Source organism: Photorhabdus hainanensis, assembly GCF_018448965.1.
Taxonomy (GTDB): domain Bacteria; phylum Pseudomonadota; class Gammaproteobacteria; order Enterobacterales; family Enterobacteriaceae; genus Photorhabdus; species Photorhabdus akhurstii.
Genome location: NZ_RCWD01000020.1, coordinates 1 through 22,862 on the forward strand (window position 1 = coordinate 1; position 22,862 = coordinate 22,862).

Genomic DNA, 22,862 nt, shown 5'->3' on the forward strand with positions numbered 1-22,862 from the left:
TGAAATAAACTCATGAATAGAAATGCCTTTTTGGAATTGAATCTGATTTTTAGCCATTTTCATTTACCTCCACACAGACTTATTTTAAGTATACGCCTATGGGAGCTGAATTTAAGTGATAATCAGGAAACATTAATTACTAAACTTAATGGAAATCATAAAAATACCATTGATAAACTATCACTTTTAACAATAAATAATGAAAGCAATAAAACATCACCAAGTAATTTATAAAACACTCATATTAACAACAAATTAAAAAAATATAACTCTACTGTCGCCATTTATATTTCTATTATTTTTCATATATAAACCATCAAATTCTTGTAATATTCAAAAAGTCAGCTAGGATAGTTAGCAATCAATATTAATTACTTTGCCGAATAATCACTTAGGATTTTAATCAATAAACTTGTTGATATAATTATCAAAATTCTAATAAAAAGAAAAAAAAGATTAATACACTATAAGAAAACAATATAAGAATAAGCACCAAATGTAATATCGGCAATATATATTTCAGAGATACAAAAGAATAAACAAAAGTTCTTTTACCACAACTAAGGACTATCACTATGACAACATCATCAACCATGCGAACTCCAGTCAAACTACCACCAATGCCATCGGAAAGCGAAGCCTCAAAAACATATAAATCAGCAGATATGGCACGCTCCTATCTAGAGGGAGATAACCTTATTTTTACTGACAAAGACGGCTTTAACAAAGCACTCAGAGATGGCTTTTTCCTCCTGAAAGCACCATCATATATGGATTTCGAACACGGCGATCGATTTGCATACCATTTCTTTGAACCCGCCACAGAAGGTGACCTTCGCCCCTATACGGGATTCAAATCATATACAACTTTTTCCAATAGCTACGAAGGTTATTTCGACAGAGAACATGATCAATGGGAACATTTCCGCCTCGAACGGGAACACTGGCGCCTCATGCCATCAGAGGTCGCAACACTAGGTCATCATATGGCACACATCGGTATATGCGTACTACGCTCCGTGTTAACTTATGTTGGCATTCCTCGCCGTGACTGGGAACTCATTACTAATGGTATTTCAGAAGGGCTAAGAAACCAGATGTTATCGTTTAACCACTTCCGATCAGAGAAAGCTACCCGAGGCTCTAAATTTCATCGGGATTCAGGATGGGTGACAGTTTTAAGATCAACTGAACGTGGCCTTCTTGCCTATATAAATGATGAGATTTTAGCTATTGATCCTGTTCCAGGATACCTGATCATTAACTTTGGTAGTTCGATCGAAGTACTGACAGAAAATTTAACCCCGAATGTTCGAGCCAATATACATGGCGTTGCTCGCACAGAAAGAAATAGGCAGCGCGATAGAATGTCATATGTCATGTTTTTAGTTAGCGATCTGGCTGGCAATGTCTACAAATATGGTCCCAACGGCCCCATCAAAGTTCAATCCGTTAAAGAGTTTGTTATCCAGGAAGCGAGTCGAACATACGATGATGATAATGATACTTTATAGATTGTTTTTTTTATAAAAACACCAGATACATTAAATCTATTTTTTTAACAACCTGTTTGCAACAAACTTCTCTCTATAAAACCGAAAGAGCAGGATGGGGTAAACAGGTTTTTCTACGCATTTTTATTAATATTATTGGTAAAAGTATCAGTAAATACGTATGTCCTTTATACCCGTCATCTTTCAAGTTGACTCTTTGTTGGCTGCATTCGCTCCCTTGTCGTCGCGATGCATCTGAAATCCATAGGATATATAAGCCAAAATAACTTCATGGACAGTTCAACTCGTAACAGAATGAAAATATCTGTCATTTATTCGGTACAGGAGAATTATGAAAAAACAGCATTAAACTGAATAAGATTCAACTAATTAACATTATAACACATAACAATCATATAAACTTTCTATCAGAAAAGCCTATCAACTTAATTTCCTACCGCATTTAATCTAAAAAATTTAGATTCAATTTACGCATATATCAATGAAATATCTTTTATTAAACAAACAACTAGATAAAATAAATCATTTACTATCTTACTCAACATCAATAATTACAACAAAACTAATAACAACTCCATAAAAACTTCACCATAAATCATAACAAAATAACAAAATGATTTATAAGATTTTCATGATTAAAACTTTTATGATAAAAAACAAATCGTATTTTTCATTGTAGCCATTTGCATTTTAATTCTTTCCATGCCATATATTAATCACATAGATAAGAAACATTAATTAGCAAATGCATATGTGACGAGATTGTCATCTATAGCTATGATAAATAATTATAACATCATCTCTTTTCTCATGGATTGTCAATATTGAGTGAAGATAGGTTTAATCTTGGTATCCATATTGGGTCAAGAAGAGATCAATATGGCAAAAATAGCGCTTTAACACTAGTTAAAACATTCCTCAATTTTCAAAAGAGGAAAACTGATGCAATGATTTATACCCTATGGATTTCAAGATACATCGCGACGGCAAGGGAGCGAATCCCCGGGAGCATAGAGAACTATGTGACCGGGGTGAGTGAGCGCAGCCAACAAAGAGGTAACTTGAAAGATGACGGGTATAAAAGTCGGAAACATCAACAGCTCTTTTACCATCTTATTCAAGGGCCATAATCATGAAAACCTCATCAACAATGAGAACTCTAGTTAAACTACCACCAATGCCATCCGAAATAACCGCAGCAAAAACTTATAAATCAGCAAACATAGCGCGATCCCACCTAAAAGGAGACGACCTTGTTTTTATTGATGATGATGGTTTTGACCGAGCTATTCGACATGGCTTTTTCCTCTTGGAGGTTCCATCCTATATAGATTTTGAACACGGGGATCGATTTGCATACCACTTCTTTGAACCTGCGACAGAAGGCGACCTTCGTCCTTATACGGGCTTCAAATCATGCACATTTTCCAACGGTTACGAAGGTTATTTCGATAGAGAATATGCTCAATGGGAAAATCTCTATCTCGAACGAGCGCACTGGAACTTAATTCCGACCGAGGTCGCGACACTTGGTCATCGCATGGCGCATATAGGCACATGTATATTACGCTCAGTGCTAAATTATGTTGGTATTCCTCACAGTGACTGGGAATTAGTTACAGGTGGTCTTTCAGAGGGAAAAGGCCACCTGATGTTGGGGTTTAATCACTACCGATCAGAGAAAGCGACCCAAGGCTCCAAATTTCATCGAGATATAGGATGGATAACAATTCTAAGAACAACTGAACGTGGGTTATTGGCTTATATAGATGATGAACTTTTGGCTATCGATCCTGTTCCTGGCTACTTAATCATTAACTTTGGCAGTTCAATCGAAGTGCTAACAGAAAATTTAACGAAAACTGTTCGGGCCAATATACATGGCGTCGTTCGCACAGAACGGAATGGACAGCGGGATAGAATGTCCTATGTGATGCTTTTAGACAATGCCCCGACTAGTAATATCTACAAATATGGTCCCAACGGCCCGATTAAGATTCAATCCGTCCAAGAATTTGCTGTTCAAGAAATTAGTCGGACGTATGATAATAATGATATTTTATAAATCTCAAACATCGTATTATGAATATAAATGATAGATGTAAATAGAAATCCATCAAACGATAAAACGGCGGGCTTCCAACACAATTAATAAATTTAGTCATATAGTAAAAGATGGCTTGTTATGCCAATCATAACCTGTTTGCAACAAACTTTTCTCTATCTAAAACCTGGAGAATAGGAATAAGTGTAAACAGGTTTTTCCTCATGACCTCGATTGACAATAGCTTTGGTAAAATATCAACGAATACATATATCCTTAATAAACATGAAAAATCTTTAATTCTTTATAATAGACTTTAAAGAGTCTTTAAATAAAATTATATTGTTAACCATATTATCTCCTCATTTCTTTAAGTTATCCATTACGAGAAAATTATGAAATGTCAGCATATATAACAATTATATAAATGTAGATATTTTCTGCACAATAAATCGGGGTCATAACGCAGATTTGAGCTGACAGATACCTTTATACCGGTGCCTGTCAGGTTAAATCGGTATGCAAACCTCGATCCCTCTCGGACTCACCAAATCGTCAGACATATGAGAATGGATTTTTAATAACCAAGCTGTCTTCCAACATCTGCCCGTGATTCATGTCTTCACTATAGAGCGCCCGACAACCTGCGATGACCGCAGCCGCCACAATACAAGAATCGTAGAATGACAAGTGATAACGCTCTGCAATAAACCTAGCTCGGTCATGAACTTCAACCGTAAGAGGCACGATTTTGCAAAAACTACGTACAATATCGAGGAACTCCGCTATCTCTTCCCAACTCATCTTAAGTTTACGCACACACACGTGCGCCACTTCGTTGAGCACCTGTACACTAATGACCGGATTCGCCTTCAGCAGCGCTTCGGCACTATCGGCCTTGGCCACGTCTTGGGACAGCAGGTACAGCACCACATTGCTGTCGATGAAACCGCAAGACTTAGCCCCTGTCATTCGCTTCATCTCTACTGAACTTGAAATCTGCCGGCAACTTACCGCGGAATGTCCGAAGACGCTCCAACAACACCTCAGATCCAGGCTTCTTGCGTACCGCGAAGGTACGCGGATCATCCACTACAATCTCAATATCATCACCTTCACGCAATTCCAGAATTTCAACTAAACTAGCCGGCAAACGTATGGCAAGGCTGTTACCCCATTTTGCTACTTGCATGACATTACCTCCTTAGATATACATTTTTATTGTATATCCATTCTTGCAAAATACAAGCTTAACCAAATGCATCTCCCCCGAATACGGGGAAGATTTTTACCAAACTTCCTGTAGCTGAAAAATGCATACAAGGGATAATCGCCGTTCTTATATCCGGTATCCGACATATAATCCGATAAATTAATTCCTTGCTCGCTTTCTTTATCGGGTATATTACTAATCAGCTTCCTCCCCTCCTTTGCAATTCCTAACACTTTCACATCAGCCTAATCTGGTCTGCCCTCCTTATATGTATTTCACAACAGCTTTTCTACACCATGACTCATCACGCTTTACCACAAGAAATATACGAACATTTATCTACATATGGAGTTAAATCGATCTTATGAACAAAAAAGCACAATATTCATTCACTTTGGAACAGAGTACAAAACACACGTTTTTATTTATCCTTTCAGTCACTGTATTCTTCGTTGGCGCAACCGAATTCATGTTGTCATCCATGCTTACCCCTCTTGCAGTAGCCTTCGGGACAACGGCGGTCGGAGCATCCTGGCTGGTATCCAGCTATGCATTTTCCTACGCTCTGGCAGCACCTATATTTGGGTATTTTGCAGATCGTATTAACAGAAGCAGATTACTTCTGATTTCTCTGCTGTTTTTCGCCGCAGATGGTCTGGCTATCATTCTTGCTCCCACTCTTAATATCGCAATCACGCTGCGAATTTTTGGCGGTATAGCATCAGCGGTAATCATCCCCACCGTATTTGCCTTGATCGCCGATATCATTCCTTATAATCGCCAAGCCGGAGCAATGGGCGTCGTTATGCTCGGTATGACTTTTGGCATTGCATTCGGTCCAGCTTTAGCCGGGATACTGACAGATTTAATAAATTGGCAGGCACCATTTTTATTTACCTCATTCGGCTGTGTCGTTACATTCATCATTGGGATCTACTGCCTTCCATCAAAAACCGTACTCCTAAAGCCAACAAACCAGCGCTTAGTCTGGTTTCGGCAATGGTCGGTTGTCAGGCCGCTCATTGCAAAAGGGGCCTGGAATGGCGCCGGCGTCTCTGCTTTTCTTTTGTCTGGAGAAGTCTTACGTCAACGGTACGGATTTGGCCCCACTGAAATCGGTTTGACTGTCGCTGCCTTTGGTGTTGGCTTGGGATTAGGTAATCTATCCGCCGGTTGGCTCCGTAAGCTTTGCGGTCGCGAAGAAGTGACTTTGGTCTTCGTCAGTTTGCTACTGACTGGAGTGATCTCTATTTTTATGCTGGTTCCGCTTACGCTCTTCGGTTCTCTAGGATGTTTGATATTCTGGGGTGCCGCACTGGGCGTTGGAGCGCCTGCAAGTACCGTCGTTTTGGCAACACGAGCAGGCTCTAACAAAGGTATGGTTCTGGCCTTTGCAGAAACATTCAATAATCTGGGAATTTTGTGCTTAGTGCCATTAGTTACTATTGGGTTAATCGTAGGAGGTTCAAGCACAGCAATGGCCGTGCTATCCGTCGGATTGGTCATCGGCCTGACATTGGCAATATTGGATTTCTGGCTGACGCGTTCGGCAAATCCTTCTCTATGAATCTTCGCCCTCTGGCTTTATTTCCCCACCTATATTTGATGGGGATATTGAATAGTTATTGTGTCCAGAGGGACATGAGTAAATTTTCAGTTATAACCAGAATAACCAAGCAAACAGAGAGATAATAACGATGCAGGCAATATTCAGCACCATGCCCACTCTGACCATTTCAGTCTGTTTAATATGACCGGAGCTGAAAACAATCGCATTAGGTGGGGTGGCAACCGGCAACATAAAGGCACAGGACGCCCCGAATCCGATAATGAGCGTCAGCGTCATTACCGGCATGCCCAACGCTTCCGCAACGGTTGCGAATATCGGTACCAGCAAAGCTGCGCTGGCTGTATTACTGGTAAATTCAGTCAGGAAGATAATAAATGCAGCTACCGCAATAATAATCACAAACCAGTGGCTTGCGCCAAAAGTAGCAGCCATACCATTCGCCATGATTTCACTAGCACCTGAGTTTTTCAAAATAGCGCTTAAAGTCAGACCACCGCCAAACAGCATCAACACACCCCACTCGGTGTTATTTTGAATCTGGGACCAACTCGCCACCCCCGTTATACCAATCAGAACGGCAGCACTGACAGCAATAATGGTATCCAGATCTTTCACGCCCCCTAAGGCAGAACTGATAACCGTACTAAAGATCCAACAAAATACGGTTAATAGAAAGATCAGCATGGTCATTAGACGCTTACCAGTCCAATCCAGTTTTTCCAGCTTCATATCGAATTTATGATTCAAATTCGGGCGCAGCATCAAATACATAACACCAACCATCATTGGCATCAGAATAACCACCAACGGAACCCCAAACTTCATCCAATTGAAGAAATCGATGCCCAGTTGAGCCGCTGCAATCGCGTTTGGCGGGCTACCAACCAACGTACCTAAACCACCAATACTTGCGCTATAAGCCACCCCCAACAGCACAAATACAAATGTATGGCGCTCAGAACGCGCATCCAGATTGGACAAAATACCCAAGACTAATGGCAGCATCATCGCGGCAGTCGCGGTGTTACTGATCCACATGGAAAGGCCAGCCGTCACACCAAACAACAACATCACCGCTACAGACAAACGTCCGCGGGCAATCATCAGCAAACGGTTCGCAATCAGTCTGTCCAGTCCTTGGATGTGAAGCGCGGTTGCCAGAGCAAAACCACCAAAAAACAGGAAGATGATGGGATTAGCAAAAGATTTCAGCGCATCTCCCGTATTCATCAATCCCATACCAACTGCCAGAATGGGAATACATAATGCAGTAATAGTGACGTGAATAGCTTCGGTAAGCCACAGTACGCCAACAAATACCATTAGCGCTAAACCCGCATTAGCTTTTTCACTAAACGGCAATGTATTAAGTAGAATAAATAGTAATACAACATCAGCAGCCAGAATAATTAAGCCTCTTTTATTAGAAAAATTTAGCTTCATGGCTGGTGTTAAAGATTCAGAAGCATCCATTGGCGACTCCATTAGCGCCGGTGATATCTGATCCACCATTGCTACAATTGTTAAAAAAATACAAGGCGTGTGAATATAAGGAGTCTTCAGTAAGAAGCAAATGCAGTTCTTTGAATTTTGGGATCTAAAGCGCAAGAACCAACCAATTAAATCATGAAAGACGGTATTTTATACAAATTTTCGTTGTTATATCACATTATTACACCTTTATAGGTATAGGAAACCGTTATATTTTATGCCGTTTGTTGGCACAAAAGCAGGTGAGTTTTACTTCTCCTAAAATTGCTAATAAACCCATTTAAAAAACGAGAGAGTGTTTTAGCATCAACGATGATTAAAAATCTGGCGAATTAATTTACCGGCAAGGTTATAGGTTCGACGGGTATTTAAACATCAATAAGACCATTTTTTCATTTTTCACCGATAGCTTTTTGATGGTAGGTTTTAAACTGTTATTAAAAACCACTATTTAAACTTCTGATTTTAATCGTAAAAAATTTTAACCGTTTTTTTAAACTTAATAGTTTTTTTCATTTCCTGAACCCTATTTAACTTAACCGTTTTCATTAAACTGACACCTAGTTTTTCCTTCTGCTATATTTTATTTTTTAGATTTAAAACCAGAGAGGGTAACAGGTATGCTAATGATATTAAGACAATCCTCATTCCTTTAATCATTTTTAATGTGATTAAATAAATTTTTTATTCCTTTTTTCACAGCTAATCCCGGTTAACTTAAAAGCTTATCAGCTTTCTTTAATGATTGTTCCTGATTTCCGGTAAACCTCTTGCAACCATACAAAATCTTTTATTTGAGAAAGTTTTCTTAATCGGTTTAATCCTGTTAAATGTTTTGATATAACCTCATACTCCTGTTATTAGATTAATGCAGCCTATTTGGTCACTTTATTAATCAAATTAAAACCTGTTTTCTCTTCCAATGTCTGTATAGCATCGAATTTTCACCTACTTTGAAAAATCCTTAATCACCTTTTTTATCTTTAATGATTAAAGTTTTTACCTGTTTTTTCACAATACGCTTGTCTTTTTCCCAGATTTTAAAATCATTTTGATAGATAAAGAACGGATTTTCTTAACTCTGTTTAATCACTTTCAGATAAAGCATAATTACTCTTACTTGAATAAGTGAAAATTTCTATAATCCTTTGCTTTTAAATGGCACGAAAAGCGATACATAATTATTCATTGCATCGTAAAAGTGATAACCTTACATGGAGTTTTTTACTGTTTTACTGTTTTACTGTTTTACTGTTTTACTGTTTTACTGTTTTACTGTTTTACTGTTTTACTGTTTTACTGTTTAATTATGATAGGTGAAATTATGAATGATAAAACTATGAGTTTCTCTGTAAACAAAGATCTGGATGTTCATTCAAAAAGCTTTGACGCTTTCATTTCATATATGGAAAACAGCAACGATTTTTGGATCATAAAAGACAGCGAATCTCGATTCGTTTATGCTAATGATGTTACTCATTATTACTGCAACCTACCTAAAGGTTTTAATATGGAAGGCAGGCTTGATATTGAATGTCCAGGACCGTGGGTTGATTTTGTAGATGTTATACAAGCTAACGATAGAAACGTAATGACTAGTCAAAAGACCATTCCGGTACTAAATACCTTCATTTATGGTGGAAGACAAAAAATAATCCAACCACTTCTAGTCAATATTACCCCCCTAATGAAGGATGGGAAATGCATTGGGGTTGTTGGTCACGGTAAAAAACTTGAAATTTATTCCATGTACCATTTTGAAAACAACAGGCATCCTGACTCATTAACTTTTGGCAAACCAACTGATTTATTTACTGATAGAGAGTTCGATATAGTATTTTTTGCTTTGCAATCACTAAGCGCTAAAGATATAGCTAAAAAATTAGGTATTTCATATAGAACGGTACAAAGCAGGCTACATATCATTTACCAGAAAATAGGGATAAATTCATTAAGCCAGTTAAAAGAATATTGTAGAGGTAAGGGATATGATAACTATGCTCCTACCCGATTTATTAACCCTAATCCCTATATTCCTCTGGCATAACAATGCACAACATTCCTGCCGTCACTATGCCATTAGGGTTCTGTCTAAACAGAACCCTATGCTCCGACCAAAACTCGCTTAATAATGCAAAAAGCAGTTATGTGAGACACCTCACATGGAAGTTCTTACAGTTTAATTATGATAGGCGAAATTATGAATGATAAAACTATGAGTTTCTCTGTAAACAAAGATCTGGATGTTCATTCAAAAAGCTTTGATGCTTTCATATCGTATATGGAGAACTGTAATGAGTTCTGGTACATAAAAGATAAGGAATCGAGATTTATCTATATGAATGATTATGGACTTCATCATAGTGGACTACCCAAAGGGTTTAATGTTGAAGGTAAACTGGATAGTGAGTGTCCGGTTTATTGGTCTGAGGTTGCTGATATCATTCAATCTAATGACCGTAGAGTGATGGATGAAAAAAAAGTCATTCCTACTTTGATTACATTTATGTATGGTGGCAGGGATAAAATTATTCAACCATTTATAGCGGATGTCACGCCTTTGATAAAAGATGGAGAATCGATTGGCGTAGTAGGCAGAGCTAGAAAGCTAGAAATTTTTTCAATGTATCATATGGAAATTAATAAACCTCCTGAATCACTATCATTTGGCAATCCAACTGAGATTTTTACAGATAGAGAGTTCGATATAGTATTTTTTGCGTTGCAATCACTAAGCGCTAAAGATATCGCTAAAAAATTAGGTATCACGTATAGAACGGTACAAAGTAGGTTACAATTTATTTATCAAAAAATAGGGATAAATTCATTAAGCCAGTTAAAAGAATATTGCAGAGGTAAAGGGTATGATAACTATGCTCCTACCCGATTTATTAACACGAATCCCTATATACCTCTGGCATAACAATGCACAACATTTCTGCCGTCACTATGCCATTAGGGTTCTGTCTAAACAGAACTCTATGCTCCGACCTAAACTCGCTTAACAGCGCGAAAAGCAGTTATGTGGGATATCTCACATGGAAGTTCTTACAGTTTAATTATGATGGGTGAAATTATGAAAGATAACACGATGAGTTTCTCTGTAAACAAAGATCTGGATGTTCATTCAAAAAGCTTTGATGCTTTCATTTCATACATGGAAAACAGCAACGATCTTTGGATTATAAAAGACAGCGAATCTCGGTTCGTCTATGCTAATGATGTTGCACTCTATTACAGCGATCTTCCTAAGGGTTTTAACATAGAAGGTAGACTTGATAGTGAATGTCCAGCTCCGTGGTCTGAGGTTGCAGATATTATACAAGCTAACGATAAAAACGTAATGACCAGTCAAAAGACCATTCCGGTACTAAATACCTTCACTTATGGAAAGAGAGAAAAAATGATCCAACCATTTTTAGCCGATCTTACACCGTTAATGAAGGACGGAAAATGCATTGGGGTTGTTGGTCACGGTAAAAAACTTGAAATTTATTCCATGTACCATTTTGAAAACAACAGGCATCCTGACTCATTAACTTTTGGCAAACCAACTGATTTATTTACTGATAGAGAGTTCGATATAGTATTTTTTGCGTTGCAATCACTCAGTGCTAAAGATATAGCGAGAAAATTAGGTATTTCATATAGAACGATACAAAGTAGGTTACAATTTATTTACCAAAAAATAGGGATAAATTCATTAAGCCAGTTAAAAGAATATTGCAGGGGTAAGGGATATGATAATTACGCTCCTACCCGATTTATTAACCCGAATCCCTATATACCTCTAGTATAACAATGAACCGCACCGTTATCGTCATTACGCAATTAGGGTTCTGCCTGGCAGAGCCTTACACCTTGGTTTCTCTCACATTCCATCCAGCATATTTCATTTTGCAATTATTTATTAAAAAATGATTAATAATAAAAATTTTACACAATATAGAATATTAGCATATTGAAGGTGATTACAGGAAACTGCTCCTCTGTAAAATCATCCGCACCAAATAGGTGCCCAAAAACTCATAAATATAATTATCCATTGTGTTGTAAAAGTGATAATTTTACATGGGAGTTTTTACAATTTAATCATATAGGTGAAATTATGAAAGATAACACGATGAGTTTCTCTGTAAACAAGGATCTGGATGTTCATTCAAAAAGCTTTGACGCCTTTATATCATATATGGAAAACAGCAATGATATTTGGGCTATAAAAGATAACGAACATCGATTCATCTATGCCAACGATGCAATGATTTATTACAGCGGTCTTCCTAAAGGTTTTAATATAGAAGGGAGGCTTGATGGTGAGTGTCCAGCACCGTGGTCTGAGTTTGAAAATATTATACAAGCTAGTTGTGATGTTGTAATGACGAGTCAAAAAAACATTCCAGTATTAAACACCTTGACTTATGGTGGGAAACAAAAAATGATCCAACCATTTATGCTCAATGTTACCCCCCTAATGAAGGATGGGAAATGCATTGGGGTTGTTGGTCACGGTACAAAACTTGAAATTTATTCCATGTATCATTTTGAAAACAACATTCAGCCTGACTCATTAACTTTTGGCAAACCAACTGATTTATTTACTGATAGAGAGTTCGATATAGTATTTTTTGCATTACAATCGCTAAGCGCTAAAGACATAGCGAGAAAATTAGATATTACCTATAGAACGGTACAAAGCAGGCTACATATCATTTATCAGAAAATAGGAATAAATTCATTAAGCCAGTTAAAAGAATATTGCAGGGGTAAGGGATATGATAACTATGCTCCTACTCGATTTATTAACACGAATCCCTATATACCTCTAGTATAACAATGAACTACACATTCTATTAGGGTTCTGCTTGGCAGAACCTTAAGCCTTGTTTCTCTCACATTCTATCCAGCATATTTCACATTGCAATTATTCATTAAAAACATAATTAATAATAAAAATTTTACACAATATAGAATATTAGTATATTGAAGATGATTACAGGAAACTGCTCCTCTGTAAAATCATCCGCACCAAATAGGTGCCCAGAAACTCATAAATATAATTATCCATTGTGTCGTAAAAGTGATAATTTTACATGGAAGTTTTTACAGTTTAATCATGATAGGTGAAATTATGAAAGATAACACTATGAGTTTCTCTGTAAACAAAGATCTGGATGTTCATTCAAAAAGCTTTGACGCCTTCATTTCATATATGGAAAACAGCAACGATTTTTGGGCTATAAAAGACAGGGAACATCGATTCGTCTATGCCAATGATACTATGATTTATTACAGCGGTCTTCCTAAGGGTTTTAGCATAGAAGGGAGACTTGTTAGTGAGTGTCCAGCTCCGTGGTCTGAGCTTGAAGATATTGTACATGCTAGTGATGGCAATGTAATGACGAGTCAAAAGACCATTCCGGTACTAAACACCTTCATTTACGGCGGGAGAGAAAAAATAATCCAACCATTTTTGGTCAATGTTACACCACTAATGAAGGATGGAGAATGTATTGGGGTTGTGGGGCACGGTAAAAAACTTGAAATTTATTCCATGTATCATTTTGAAAACAACAGGCATCCTGAATCATTATCATTTGGCAACCCAACTGAGATTTTTACAGATAGAGAGTTCGATATAGTATTTTTCGCTTTGCAATCACTCAGTGCTAAAGATATAGCTAAAAAATTAGGTATTTCATATAGAACAGTACAAAGCAGGCTACATGTCATTTACCAGAAAATAGGGATAAATTCATTAAATCAGTTAAAAGAATATTGCAGGGGTAAAGGATATAATAACTATGCTCCTACCCGATTTATTAACCCTAATCCCTTTATACCTCTGGCATAACAATGCACAATATTTTTGCCGTCACTATGCCATTAGGGTTCTGTCTAAACAGAACTCTATGCTCCGACCTAAACTCGCTTAACAGCGCGAAAAGCAGTTATGTGGGATATCTCACATGGAAGTTCTTACAGTTTAATTATGATAGGTGAAATTATGAAAGATAACACGATGAGTTTCTCTGTAAACAAAGATCTGGATGTTCATTCAAAAAGCTTTGATGCTTTCATCTCATACATGGAAAACAGCAACGATTTTTGGGTTATAAAAGATAACGAATCTCGATTCGTCTATGCTAATAATATTATGCTTTATTACAGTGGCCTTCCCAAGGGTTTCAACATAGAAGGTAGACTTGATAGTGAATGTCCAGCACCGTGGTCTGAGTTTGAAGATATTATACAAGCTAACGATAAAAACGTAATGACAAGTCAAAAAACTATTCCGGTACTAAACACCTTCACTTATGGCGGGAGAGAAAAAATAATCCAACCATTTATGCTCGATGTTACACCTTTAATGAAAGATGGGAAATCCATTGGGGTTGTTGGACACGGCAAAAAACTTGAAATTTATTCCATGTACCATTTTGAAAACAACATTCACCCTGACTCATTAAATTTTGGCAAACCAACTGATTTATTTACTGATAGAGAGTTCGATATAGTATTTTTTGCGTTGCAATCGCTAAGCGCTAAAGATATAGCTAGAAAATTAGGCATCACATATAGAACGGTACAAAGCAGGCTACATATCATTTATCAGAAAATAGGGATAAATTCATTAAGCCAGTTAAAAGAATATTGCAGGGGTAAGGGGTATGATAACTATGCTCCTACCCGATTTATTAACCCGAATCCCTATATACCTTTAGCATAACAATTACAGCATCGCTGTCGTTACTATGTCGTTAGGGTTCTGCCAAGCAGAATCCTACTCCCCTCCCAAAAAGTTTTGTTTCATCCGCTTATGTAATACTACGCCTATCTGGTGATCCGTGAAATCAACAGCGATATAAAGAGGAATGCCCACATAATAAAATATTAAATAATTGATGCCGAAAAAAATTAATTATGGCAAACATTAAGACGTGACGTTAATAACTCTATTTTAATCTTATGATCATACCTGAAACTTTCCACAAAACACCAGAAAAGCTTCAGGTATTTAATCTCTTCTCATTGATTTTTTTTCGAGAAGTTTATTTTAATTCATTTTGAATATCTGCTTGGCCATATTTCGAAAGGCTCACAATCTAAAGCAGTAGCAATGAGCTGCTCACCTTTAGGCCACGGACGGTGCAAAGCATTTGATAAAGTGGATGATGCAAGCCCCGCTTCTCTTGAAATAGCAGATAACGACGTTCCCCGCTTTTTAAGCCCTGCAATAATATCAGCCGGGTGCCAGTCGTTTTTTACAATCATTCCTGATTCTCCTCTCAGTTTGGTTATTCAAGGTGCTATATTCATACTCTCTTCAAATTAATGTTTTTATATTGTTACAGCTTTTTCCCTGAGTCCGCACTAGTGCGGAATATTAAAAAACAACTGAACTAAAACGTTAAACCCCGCTAAGTACAGCCAAATATTCTCCGAATAGGAAAATGTTATATCTAACGTTCAAAAGTCATAAATGAACTTTAATTGTTAATAAATTCTCTTTTATAGATACTAGAATGTTTAAAAAGTTTAGTTATTTTGGGAAATGTTGGAAGAGCATTAAATACATTAATGAATGTCCTAAAAAACTCTTCAATTACGAGGAATAACGCTAAGTGACTGTCCCAGCTCAATCGATAATGTCGAAGCACGGGACTACAGAGATTCTGAATTTAACTACTTCATGGTCATCGAAAAATTGCTTGTACAACAGCAAAGCCAGTCGATAATTATCGACTGGCTGAATGACTGTTAACGTGCTTCATTCTGTGCCGTTAACCTGCCCTTAATGCGACAAAACCACCGTCCTCCCAATATTGCCACCATAAGTTCAAGAGAAGCTATTGCAGCTAGAGTTAGGATAAATAAAGTTTTGCCCGCGCCAACTAATATCCATCCACCGATTGCCGGAAATCCAAATATCCCCACAAAGTAGGCGACAACGAACCAAGTGAGAGCAGCATGACGATTCTCAAGCGCAGAGTCGTTTACTGCCCATGTTTGAATAACGGGATACACCAATCCATAGCCTATCCCCGTTAACATGGCCGCCACAACCTGGAACATAGGGTGAACCGGTACGCCTAGCAGGGCCAGAATGCCCATAATCAAGAATAACATCAGCGCGATGACTAATGGGGTACGGGGCATCGTCGATAAACGGCGAGCTAATAAAAGCCGCGACACAACCACGGTCGCCGCATGTACAGCAAAGAATGTACTTGCATTTGCTCGAGTCCCTTCAACCAGCGAACTCTGGAACGACATCATTCCAGAAAATACGCCGCCTCCCAACCCCACCATGATAATGGGACGGATCGCACTACTTGCAGCAATCTTGGTTATTTTTCTCACCCAAGGTCTCAGTGATAACTCCCGTTGACCATGCGGCTCCTTGATCCCAAAGGTCGCCAGAAGTAACGAGGCGAGGATGCCAATGACGCCAACAAAGAGAAACGTTGTTTGTATGGGCACTCCTGCCTGTTCAACCGCCGCGGCAAGGAGGATGGGACTACCGCAAATCCCAGCCATTTGAAACGCGCTGAAGCGAGTAAACCAGTGCCCCCTGTCAGCGTCAGTAACACGTTCCGACAATGCCATAGGCCCACTGATATAGAACATTCCCCAACCGAGTCCAATCAAGAACGCTGCGATACGCGGGATATAACTCAGTTCACCGCTGAAACCGCCTAAAAGAAAATATCCGCAAGACATCGCCAGCGCCGCGAGGGCTGCAAGGCGCGATGCTTCCAGTCGCCCGGCAAACCATCCAACCAAAGGAACGCCAATCAAGGTGCCGATCAAGGCCGCGCTAAGGGTCGTTCCAGTATCAATGTCACTCCCCCCTTGTGACCGAAAATACGCGGAAATAAGAAAGGTGGCGCCATATCCCCCCGCAGTGAACAGGGTTCCGAACAGGAGAAAAAGTGCCGACATTGTTCGCATGAGTCAAACTCCATCTTAATTATTACAGGACGCCGAATGGCTTTGGCGCCATCGACCTCAATTTATTCACCGCTTTTTGTAGACGTAGACAAACATACCGTATCTCGTCCTCGTCATTAAATCTGCCCAGTCCGAAGCGCACACTGGCTTGAGCCTGAGCATCGTTGAGTCCTATTGCTTTCAATACATGTGACGGCGCTCTGTTAGCGGATGTGCATGCAGACCCAGAGGACAACGCGACTTCGGAAAGCTCCAGCAAAAGCGAATCAGCATCCAAGCCGTTGAAGGAGACATTTAACAGGCCGGGAAGGCATTCGATGAGATGACCATTTATCCGAACGTCAGCCACATTATCGATAATATACGACCGAAGCAAATCCCTTAAATAACGTAATACCGTTCAGGCGGTGTACTTTATACTTCGGTGGTAATGGCTGGCTGGTTTGCAAAAGCGCAAGGGTTTTCATAATGATTTCTTGCGCTTTTTATTGTTGACGTACTTTTTGGCATCCTTTTTAAATCGGCTCTGATAAACGAAAATCAGCACTGTTACCAACCTAGATCACTTTTTAATTCATCAAGCGTGTTGGCACGGTGAACGCCTATCCCGTTCTCTAGATCATGAATTGCCTGTAACGTCTCGCTATTCGGTTGCAGCAACCCATCCGGCAGCCGACCTTCTGCGGCTAATCGATTAATAACCATACTTCACTTTTATATAGTAGTTGTTCCACTACCGGCAAAAGGATAAGAAACACTCAACACATCAAAACTGCCACGCAAAAAAGCCGCGCTCGTTTAAACTCTCACGAATTATCAGTGACCAACGCAATCCCACTGCAATGGCGTACCCGGCAATGGCAGCGTCGTTACCATCGATGAGTCTACCCAACTGCGGCGAGCAGCCTTTTTATTTTCGGGGCAACGTTAACAACGGCTCGTATGTTGGTTAAGGCATTAAGGAGGGTTTTACCCCTCCTGTTTAACTAATACTTACCAATTAAGCCTGACCTTTTACTTCTTTCAGACCATAGAAAGGAGCGCGATTACCCAAAGCTTCTTCAATACGGATCAACTGGTTGTATTTAGCAACGCGATCAGAACGGCTCATAGAACCGGTTTTGATTTGGCCTGCCGCGGTGCCTACTGCCAGATCAGCAATAGTCGCATCTTCTGTTTCACCGGAACGATGAGAAATGACCGCCGTGTAACCTGCGTCTTTTGCCATTTTAATCGCTGCCAGTGTTTCTGTCAGAGAACCAATCTGGTTGAATTTAATCAGAATGGAGTTAGCAATGCCTTTCTCAATACCTTCTTTCAGGATATTGGTATTGGTGACAAACAGGTCGTCGCCAACCAACTGGATTTTTTCGCCCAACACTTTTGTCTGGTAAGCAAAACCTTCCCAGTCAGATTCATTCAATCCATCTTCGATAGAAACAATCGGGTACTTTCTGGTCAAATCTTCCAGATAATGAGTGAACTCTTGAGAAGTGAAAGTCTTACCTTCACCTTTCAGTTCGTAGTTACCCGTTTCTGAGTTGTAGAATTCAGAAGCGGCGCAATCCATAGCCAAAGTGACATCTTTACCCAAAACATAACCGGCCTGTTCCACCGCTTCTTTAATAGCAGCTAGCGCAGCCGCGTTAGATTCCAGGTTAGGCGCATAGCCCCCTTCGTCACCAACCGCAGTGCTCATGCCTTTTGCTTTCAGAACCTTAGCCAAGCTATGGAAAACTTCAGAACCGATACGCACCGCCTCTTTCAACGTTTTTGCCCCAATCGGCTGAATCATAAATTCCTGGATATCAACGTTGTTATCCGCGTGTTCACCACCATTGATGATGTTCATCATCGGCAACGGCATAGAGAATTTACCCGGAGTGCCATTCAATTCAGCAATGTGCTCGTACAACGGCATGCCTTTCGCCGCCGCCGCCGCTTTAGCGTTAGCCAGAGAAACCGCCAGAATCGCGTTAGCACCGAATTTGGATTTATTTTCAGTACCATCCAAGTTGATCATGATTCTGTCGATGTTAGCCTGATCTTTAGCATCCTGACCGATAACTGCCTGTGCAATCGGGCCATTCACTGCATCAACAGCTTTCAATACACCTTTACCCATAAAACGGGATTTGTCACCGTCACGCAGTTCCAACGCTTCGCGAGAACCGGTAGACGCACCAGAGGGCGCAGCCGCTAAACCCACAAAACCCCCTTCCAGATGCACTTCTGCTTCTACGGTTGGGTTGCCACGGGAGTCAATGATTTCACGACCGATCACTTTAACGATTTTGGACATTAGGTTTTCCTCAGTACAAGTTACATTTCAGGTAAGTGACGGAATACTTCATACCGTCACTCACTGCACATCTTATTTGAGCTGGCCTTTCTGATATTTACCGGCGGCTTTAACAAAACCAGTAAATAACGGATGGCCATCACGAGGTGTGGAAGTAAATTCTGGGTGGAACTGACAAGCCACGAACCAAGGATGGTCTGGGATCTCAATAATTTCTACTAATTTATGGTCTACTGAACGACCCGCTACCCGAAGACCAGCATCTTCAATACGTTTCAGCAGTAAATTATTCACTTCATAGCGATGACGATGACGCTCAACAATCGTATCTGCCCCATACAAGGCGCGCACTAAGCTATCTTTTGTCAGGTGACATGGCTGACCACCCACACGCATCGTTCCACCAAGATCACTCTCTTCGCTACGCACTTCTAAATTACCGTCTTCATCACGCCATTCGGTGATCAGGCCAACAACCGGGTACCGGCAATCTGGCTCAAATTCTGTTGAGCTGGCTTTTTCCAAACCCGCAACATGGCGAGAAAACTCAATTAATGCCACCTGCATACCGAGACAGATCCCCAGATAAGGGATTTTGTTCTCACGCGCATAACGGGCTGTCATGATTTTGCCTTCCACACCACGACCACCGAAGCCGCCAGGAACCAGAATCGCATCCAGTCCCTTCAATAATTCAACACCACGAGTTTCAACATCCTGAGAATCAAGCAGCTTGATGTTAACCGTCAGACGATTCTTCAATCCACCGTGCTTCAATGCCTCAATCACGGATTTGTACGCATCAGGCAGTTCAACGTATTTACCCACCATCCCAATAGTGACTTCACCAGAAGGATTAGCTTCTTCGTAAATGACCTGCTCCCATTCGGACAAATTTGCTTCCGGGCAATCAAGGCTGAATCGTTTACAAATATAATCATCTAAGCCTTGAGATTTCAATAGCCCTGGGATTTTATAAATGGAATCAACGTCTTTTAGGGAGATAACCGCTTTCTCCGGCACATTACAGAAAAGTGCAATTTTTGCCCGTTCATTAGCAGGGATAACGCGATCTGAACGACAAATCAGAATATCCGGTTGAATACCGATAGAGAGTAGTTCTTTTACCGAGTGCTGAGTCGGTTTAGTTTTGACTTCGCCAGCCGCCGCCAGATAAGGCACCAGTGTCAGATGCAGATATAAAGTGTGTTCACGGCCAACTTCGACCGCCATTTGACGAATGGCTTCAAGGAATGGCAACGATTCGATATCACCGACAGTACCGCCAACTTCCACCAGCACCACATCATGACCTTCACCACCACTGATGATGCGATCTTTGATTTCATTGGTGATGTGAGGAATAACTTGAACGGTCGCCCCCAAATAGTCGCCACGGCGCTCTTTGCGCAGCACTTCGGAATAAACCCTCCCCGTCGTAAAGTTATTGCGGCGAGTCATTTTAGTGCGGATGAAACGCTCATAGTGACCTAAATCGAGATCAGTTTCAGCGCCGTCTTCGGTAACGAAGACCTCCCCGTGTTGGATTGGGCTCATCGTACCCGGATCGACATTGATGTACGGGTCCAGTTTCATAATCGTGACATTGAGTCCACGGGCTTCGAGTATAGCCGCCAAAGAGGCTGCGGCAATGCCTTTACCCAGAGAGGATACGACCCCGCCGGTCACAAAAATATAATTAGTTTTCATGCTGAACCTGAAAGTTTAGGTTTAAAGATGATGGATATAACCAGGACGGGAAAGCAGTATACCCGAACCTTAAATTCGCCACAAATAATCTGAACGCAAATTAAGGTACTTTTCCCGCATTTTGTTGTCCCACATTAACCCCATCTCTGCTTAAACATAGCCGATTCATTCGTTGTACGTGGATAACAACCCCTTTCATAGCATTGTCAATGTCAACATGAGCACAGACACAAACTTTATTTTCCATGAAGTCAATCGTGCCTGTTTATTCTCAATGTCGGATGATTTTATTGCTTTAATTGATTAAAAAACAGTATTATTGCTTCTATAGTGATCATTTCATCTAAATCACACTCAACCCAAAGGCCCCATTATAGGTAACAGTCGCTTATGATTTAAGGAGCGGTGCTATGATTATACTGACTCAGGAACAATTCGATAAAATTATTGATGCAGAGGACAATACTTATATTGAAAAAATCAGGCAATGCATTTTGTCAGAACATGCCGACTTGGTTGTGCATGAGGATGAGAAAAATTTGCATAAGCGGCTTAAAGAAGCCTATCGGTATTTAATCGAAGACCTGGGCTTTAAAGATAAAAAGCTGATTAAATCATACCTTTATTTAACGGCATTTAATCTTAATTTCCACGGTGTACCAGAAATCAAAAATGCCCTTGAAGCAGGAGAAAACCCGGAACAACAATACAAAGATATCTTGAGAATAATAGATAAATTGTTGAAAAGGAGCAATTAACATGCCTTTACCTCTGTTAGTCCCGGCAGCCCTGACTGCTGCCGAATATGCGGCATCAGCCCTTGCGGGCATATTGGTTGGCGTTGGTGTGGGCCTCGGCGTTACGGAAATGACAAAAGACAAGGATGATGAAAAAGAGCAAGCGGAAGCCCGAACGGATGTGATCAGTACAACAAGGGAAGAATGCAAGGCTTGCCCTGCCATTGAGAAAGTGAGTCCCAGTTGGGAAAGCACCAGTTCATATTCGCAGATTACCCTTGATTATCAACTCCAGATAGCTAAAACCGTTTACAAACCGGACGCAAAACTCATACAAGTATGGGAATGTCTGGGGGTCAGTTTTGATGGCTGGCGACCAAAAGCATGCCTATTTCTGGAATCTAAAGCTAAATATGATCAGTTTTTTAGGAAGGGAAAGCCAATGGAATGGTGGGCGGGAGATAAATCCATGATAAAGCAAGCTAGTAGACAACAAGAAGTATGTACTTCATTGAATAGCATTCCACGCTCCCACTGGCATTTTATGGAACCTATGAGTGCAACTTACTATTCGAAAGAATTCTCTGGGCATCCCAACGTTAAAGTATTTCACACCCCTTTAATTGGATAGACGAGGTAATAAATGGCTATTTTATCACTGGAAATAGAACTGTATTTTGACTGGAAAGAATCGTTGACTCCACAAATGGCACTCACTGATTTGTATAAAATAACGCAACAGATTGATCTATTCTTTGGACATCACAAGATTTGGTTTCTTCCCGGACACTCCCGTAAGCAGGCATTAGAACACACTGCCTTTGATGAACAAGGGGCAACGAAAAAGGTAATAGAGGCATTTGAGAATGACTATAAGGAAATACCACCTTTTATTGTCCAGAAAATCTGGGATGGTGAAAATGATGATCTTGCCTGTTCTATATCCTACAGAAACTACCGTAGTGACAGGTTAGGACAAACTAAGGTAAGAATAGATCTTAATATTGACGAAAAAGAGTTTCAGTTTTCACGGTTGATTGATTTTATTACTTTTTTAGTTCTCAGTCGTAATGCTCCCTACATTATGGTAGAAACTAACGGTTATACCTTGAAGAAAAATCAGGTATTCCCCGACAGGTTAAGTGCTGGGTGGATGATTTATTTACCCTTTGTTATAGATCCCGCATTATTACCAATGGCCGCTGAAATCTTGCCTATTACCAATGATAAAGAACAATTGGGGACATTAATTATCACCAAACAAGGCATTTTTGACGGCGAAAATCAGGATGATATTGATAAAGCCAATGATATTGAAATTCAGTTGTT

General features: G+C 39.9%; 22 protein-coding genes. 13 read left to right on the top strand and 9 right to left on the bottom strand.

What is annotated here, in order from left to right; all coding sequences use genetic code 11:
• The first annotated feature begins 575 nt into the window (after nucleotides 1–575).
• The 3 genes from EAE92_RS13275 (at nucleotide 576) to EAE92_RS13285 (ending at nucleotide 3,579) form a co-directional block, all read left to right on the top strand.
• Nucleotides 576–1,514, top strand: a complete 939-nt coding sequence (locus EAE92_RS13275; protein ID WP_214068425.1) for a 2OG-Fe(II) oxygenase family protein — start codon at nucleotides 576–578, stop codon at nucleotides 1,512–1,514.
• 947 nt (nucleotides 1,515–2,461) lie between these two features.
• A complete protein-coding gene (locus EAE92_RS13280; RefSeq protein ID WP_214068426.1) occupies nucleotides 2,462–2,644 on the top strand; it encodes a hypothetical protein in 183 nt (60 codons plus the stop codon).
• A gap of 2 nt (nucleotides 2,645–2,646) precedes the next feature.
• A complete protein-coding gene (locus EAE92_RS13285; RefSeq protein ID WP_214068427.1) occupies nucleotides 2,647–3,579 on the top strand; it encodes a 2OG-Fe(II) oxygenase family protein in 933 nt (310 codons plus the stop codon).
• A gap of 534 nt (nucleotides 3,580–4,113) precedes the next feature.
• Here EAE92_RS13285 and EAE92_RS13290 read toward each other — a convergent pair.
• Both EAE92_RS13290 and EAE92_RS13295 read right to left on the bottom strand, forming a co-directional pair.
• Nucleotides 4,114–4,530, bottom strand: a complete 417-nt coding sequence (locus EAE92_RS13290) for a PIN domain-containing protein (RefSeq protein WP_040153440.1) — start codon at nucleotides 4,528–4,530, stop codon at nucleotides 4,114–4,116.
• On the bottom strand, nucleotides 4,517–4,750 hold the full coding sequence (locus EAE92_RS13295; protein WP_036808122.1) for an AbrB/MazE/SpoVT family DNA-binding domain-containing protein: 234 nt from the start codon (nucleotides 4,748–4,750) through the stop codon (nucleotides 4,517–4,519). The genes EAE92_RS13290 and EAE92_RS13295 overlap by 14 nt, the downstream gene beginning before the upstream one ends.
• Nucleotides 4,751–5,135: 385 nt before the next feature.
• Here EAE92_RS13295 and EAE92_RS13300 point away from each other — a divergent pair, with 385 nt between their 5' ends.
• Nucleotides 5,136–6,338, top strand: coding sequence for an MFS transporter (locus tag EAE92_RS13300; protein WP_214068428.1), 1,203 nt, complete (start codon nucleotides 5,136–5,138; stop codon nucleotides 6,336–6,338).
• 90 nt (nucleotides 6,339–6,428) lie between these two features.
• Here the strand turns inward: EAE92_RS13300 and EAE92_RS13305 are convergent, their stop codons facing one another.
• Entirely contained in the window at nucleotides 6,429–7,814 is a 1,386-nt protein-coding gene (locus EAE92_RS13305) for a DASS family sodium-coupled anion symporter (protein ID WP_214068429.1), read from the bottom strand.
• A gap of 1,342 nt (nucleotides 7,815–9,156) precedes the next feature.
• Here EAE92_RS13305 and EAE92_RS13310 point away from each other — a divergent pair.
• The 6 genes from EAE92_RS13310 to EAE92_RS13335 all read left to right on the top strand — a co-directional run bounded on the left by EAE92_RS13310 (nucleotide 9,157) and on the right by EAE92_RS13335 (nucleotide 14,559).
• On the top strand, nucleotides 9,157–9,879 hold the full coding sequence (locus tag EAE92_RS13310) for a helix-turn-helix transcriptional regulator (protein ID WP_036808128.1): 723 nt from the start codon (nucleotides 9,157–9,159) through the stop codon (nucleotides 9,877–9,879).
• Between the two features lie 153 nt (nucleotides 9,880–10,032).
• On the top strand, nucleotides 10,033–10,755 hold the full coding sequence (locus tag EAE92_RS13315; RefSeq protein ID WP_214068430.1) for a helix-turn-helix transcriptional regulator: 723 nt from the start codon (nucleotides 10,033–10,035) through the stop codon (nucleotides 10,753–10,755).
• Between the two features lie 153 nt (nucleotides 10,756–10,908).
• On the top strand, nucleotides 10,909–11,631 hold the full coding sequence (locus EAE92_RS13320) for a helix-turn-helix transcriptional regulator (protein WP_214068431.1): 723 nt from the start codon (nucleotides 10,909–10,911) through the stop codon (nucleotides 11,629–11,631).
• 309 nt (nucleotides 11,632–11,940) lie between these two features.
• A complete protein-coding gene (locus EAE92_RS13325) occupies nucleotides 11,941–12,663 on the top strand; it encodes a helix-turn-helix transcriptional regulator (RefSeq protein WP_036808134.1) in 723 nt (240 codons plus the stop codon).
• A 297-nt stretch (nucleotides 12,664–12,960) separates the two neighbouring features.
• Nucleotides 12,961–13,683, top strand: coding sequence for a helix-turn-helix transcriptional regulator (locus tag EAE92_RS13330; protein WP_105396452.1), 723 nt, complete (start codon nucleotides 12,961–12,963; stop codon nucleotides 13,681–13,683).
• Between the two features lie 153 nt (nucleotides 13,684–13,836).
• Entirely contained in the window at nucleotides 13,837–14,559 is a 723-nt protein-coding gene (locus tag EAE92_RS13335) for a helix-turn-helix transcriptional regulator (protein ID WP_105398465.1), read from the top strand.
• A 332-nt stretch (nucleotides 14,560–14,891) separates the two neighbouring features.
• On the opposite strand, the gene EAE92_RS13340 is transcribed toward EAE92_RS13335, so the two are convergent.
• From EAE92_RS13340 to pyrG, 6 genes are all read right to left on the bottom strand, one after another.
• Nucleotides 14,892–15,101 carry a helix-turn-helix domain-containing protein gene (locus EAE92_RS13340; protein WP_046396916.1) on the bottom strand — a complete coding sequence of 70 codons (210 nt, stop codon included), beginning with the start codon at nucleotides 15,099–15,101 and terminating at the stop codon, nucleotides 14,892–14,894.
• Nucleotides 15,102–15,590: 489 nt separating this feature from the next.
• Complete coding sequence (locus EAE92_RS13345) at nucleotides 15,591–16,784, bottom strand: MFS transporter (RefSeq protein ID WP_110086580.1); 1,194 nt, start codon at nucleotides 16,782–16,784, stop codon at nucleotides 15,591–15,593.
• Between the two features lie 22 nt (nucleotides 16,785–16,806).
• Nucleotides 16,807–17,160 (bottom strand): aminotransferase class V-fold PLP-dependent enzyme, encoded by a 354-nt coding sequence (locus EAE92_RS13350; protein ID WP_236548269.1) that lies wholly within the window; start codon nucleotides 17,158–17,160, stop codon nucleotides 16,807–16,809.
• A 173-nt stretch (nucleotides 17,161–17,333) separates the two neighbouring features.
• Nucleotides 17,334–17,489: a type II toxin-antitoxin system RelB/DinJ family antitoxin gene (locus tag EAE92_RS13355; RefSeq protein WP_052739485.1), complete on the bottom strand. Its 156-nt coding sequence runs from the start codon at nucleotides 17,487–17,489 to the stop codon at nucleotides 17,334–17,336.
• 295 nt (nucleotides 17,490–17,784) lie between these two features.
• Complete coding sequence (eno, locus tag EAE92_RS13360; protein WP_110086581.1) at nucleotides 17,785–19,086, bottom strand: phosphopyruvate hydratase; 1,302 nt, start codon at nucleotides 19,084–19,086, stop codon at nucleotides 17,785–17,787.
• Nucleotides 19,087–19,158: 72 nt separating this feature from the next.
• The gene (gene pyrG / locus EAE92_RS13365; RefSeq protein WP_040149638.1) at nucleotides 19,159–20,796 is read right to left on the bottom strand and encodes a glutamine hydrolyzing CTP synthase; all 1,638 of its coding nucleotides are present in this window, start codon (nucleotides 20,794–20,796) and stop codon (nucleotides 19,159–19,161) included.
• 410 nt (nucleotides 20,797–21,206) lie between these two features.
• On the opposite strand from pyrG, the gene EAE92_RS13370 reads away from it, so the two are divergent.
• From EAE92_RS13370 to EAE92_RS13380, 3 genes are all read left to right on the top strand, one after another.
• On the top strand, nucleotides 21,207–21,554 hold the full coding sequence (locus EAE92_RS13370) for a hypothetical protein (protein ID WP_036780498.1): 348 nt from the start codon (nucleotides 21,207–21,209) through the stop codon (nucleotides 21,552–21,554).
• A 1-nt stretch (nucleotide 21,555) separates the two neighbouring features.
• Nucleotides 21,556–22,164, top strand: a complete 609-nt coding sequence (locus tag EAE92_RS13375) for a restriction endonuclease fold toxin 5 domain-containing protein (protein ID WP_214068432.1) — start codon at nucleotides 21,556–21,558, stop codon at nucleotides 22,162–22,164.
• A gap of 12 nt (nucleotides 22,165–22,176) precedes the next feature.
• The coding region (locus tag EAE92_RS13380; protein WP_214068433.1) for an Imm52 family immunity protein at nucleotides 22,177–22,862 on the top strand (686 nt) is incomplete at its 3' end.

Bases quoted from the DNA above. Each gene is read 5' to 3' on its own strand.
- EAE92_RS13275 (WP_214068425.1), top strand. From the start codon at position 576: ATGACAACATCATCAACCATGCGAACTCCAGTCAAACTACCACCAATG.
- EAE92_RS13280 (WP_214068426.1), top strand. From the start codon at position 2,462: ATGATTTATACCCTATGGATTTCAAGATACATCGCGACGGCAAGGGAG.
- EAE92_RS13285 (WP_214068427.1), top strand. From the start codon at position 2,647: ATGAAAACCTCATCAACAATGAGAACTCTAGTTAAACTACCACCAATG.
- EAE92_RS13290 (WP_040153440.1), bottom strand. From the start codon at position 4,530: ATGACAGGGGCTAAGTCTTGCGGTTTCATCGACAGCAATGTGGTGCTG.
- EAE92_RS13295 (WP_036808122.1), bottom strand. From the start codon at position 4,750: ATGCAAGTAGCAAAATGGGGTAACAGCCTTGCCATACGTTTGCCGGCT.
- EAE92_RS13300 (WP_214068428.1), top strand. From the start codon at position 5,136: ATGAACAAAAAAGCACAATATTCATTCACTTTGGAACAGAGTACAAAA.
- EAE92_RS13305 (WP_214068429.1), bottom strand. From the start codon at position 7,814: ATGGATGCTTCTGAATCTTTAACACCAGCCATGAAGCTAAATTTTTCT.
- EAE92_RS13310 (WP_036808128.1), top strand. From the start codon at position 9,157: ATGAATGATAAAACTATGAGTTTCTCTGTAAACAAAGATCTGGATGTT.
- EAE92_RS13315 (WP_214068430.1), top strand. From the start codon at position 10,033: ATGAATGATAAAACTATGAGTTTCTCTGTAAACAAAGATCTGGATGTT.
- EAE92_RS13320 (WP_214068431.1), top strand. From the start codon at position 10,909: ATGAAAGATAACACGATGAGTTTCTCTGTAAACAAAGATCTGGATGTT.
- EAE92_RS13325 (WP_036808134.1), top strand. From the start codon at position 11,941: ATGAAAGATAACACGATGAGTTTCTCTGTAAACAAGGATCTGGATGTT.
- EAE92_RS13330 (WP_105396452.1), top strand. From the start codon at position 12,961: ATGAAAGATAACACTATGAGTTTCTCTGTAAACAAAGATCTGGATGTT.
- EAE92_RS13335 (WP_105398465.1), top strand. From the start codon at position 13,837: ATGAAAGATAACACGATGAGTTTCTCTGTAAACAAAGATCTGGATGTT.
- EAE92_RS13345 (WP_110086580.1), bottom strand. From the start codon at position 16,784: ATGCGAACAATGTCGGCACTTTTTCTCCTGTTCGGAACCCTGTTCACT.
- EAE92_RS13355 (WP_052739485.1), bottom strand. From the start codon at position 17,489: ATGGTTATTAATCGATTAGCCGCAGAAGGTCGGCTGCCGGATGGGTTG.
- eno (WP_110086581.1), bottom strand. From the start codon at position 19,086: ATGTCCAAAATCGTTAAAGTGATCGGTCGTGAAATCATTGACTCCCGT.
- pyrG (WP_040149638.1), bottom strand. From the start codon at position 20,796: ATGAAAACTAATTATATTTTTGTGACCGGCGGGGTCGTATCCTCTCTG.
- EAE92_RS13370 (WP_036780498.1), top strand. From the start codon at position 21,207: ATGATTATACTGACTCAGGAACAATTCGATAAAATTATTGATGCAGAG.
- EAE92_RS13375 (WP_214068432.1), top strand. From the start codon at position 21,556: ATGCCTTTACCTCTGTTAGTCCCGGCAGCCCTGACTGCTGCCGAATAT.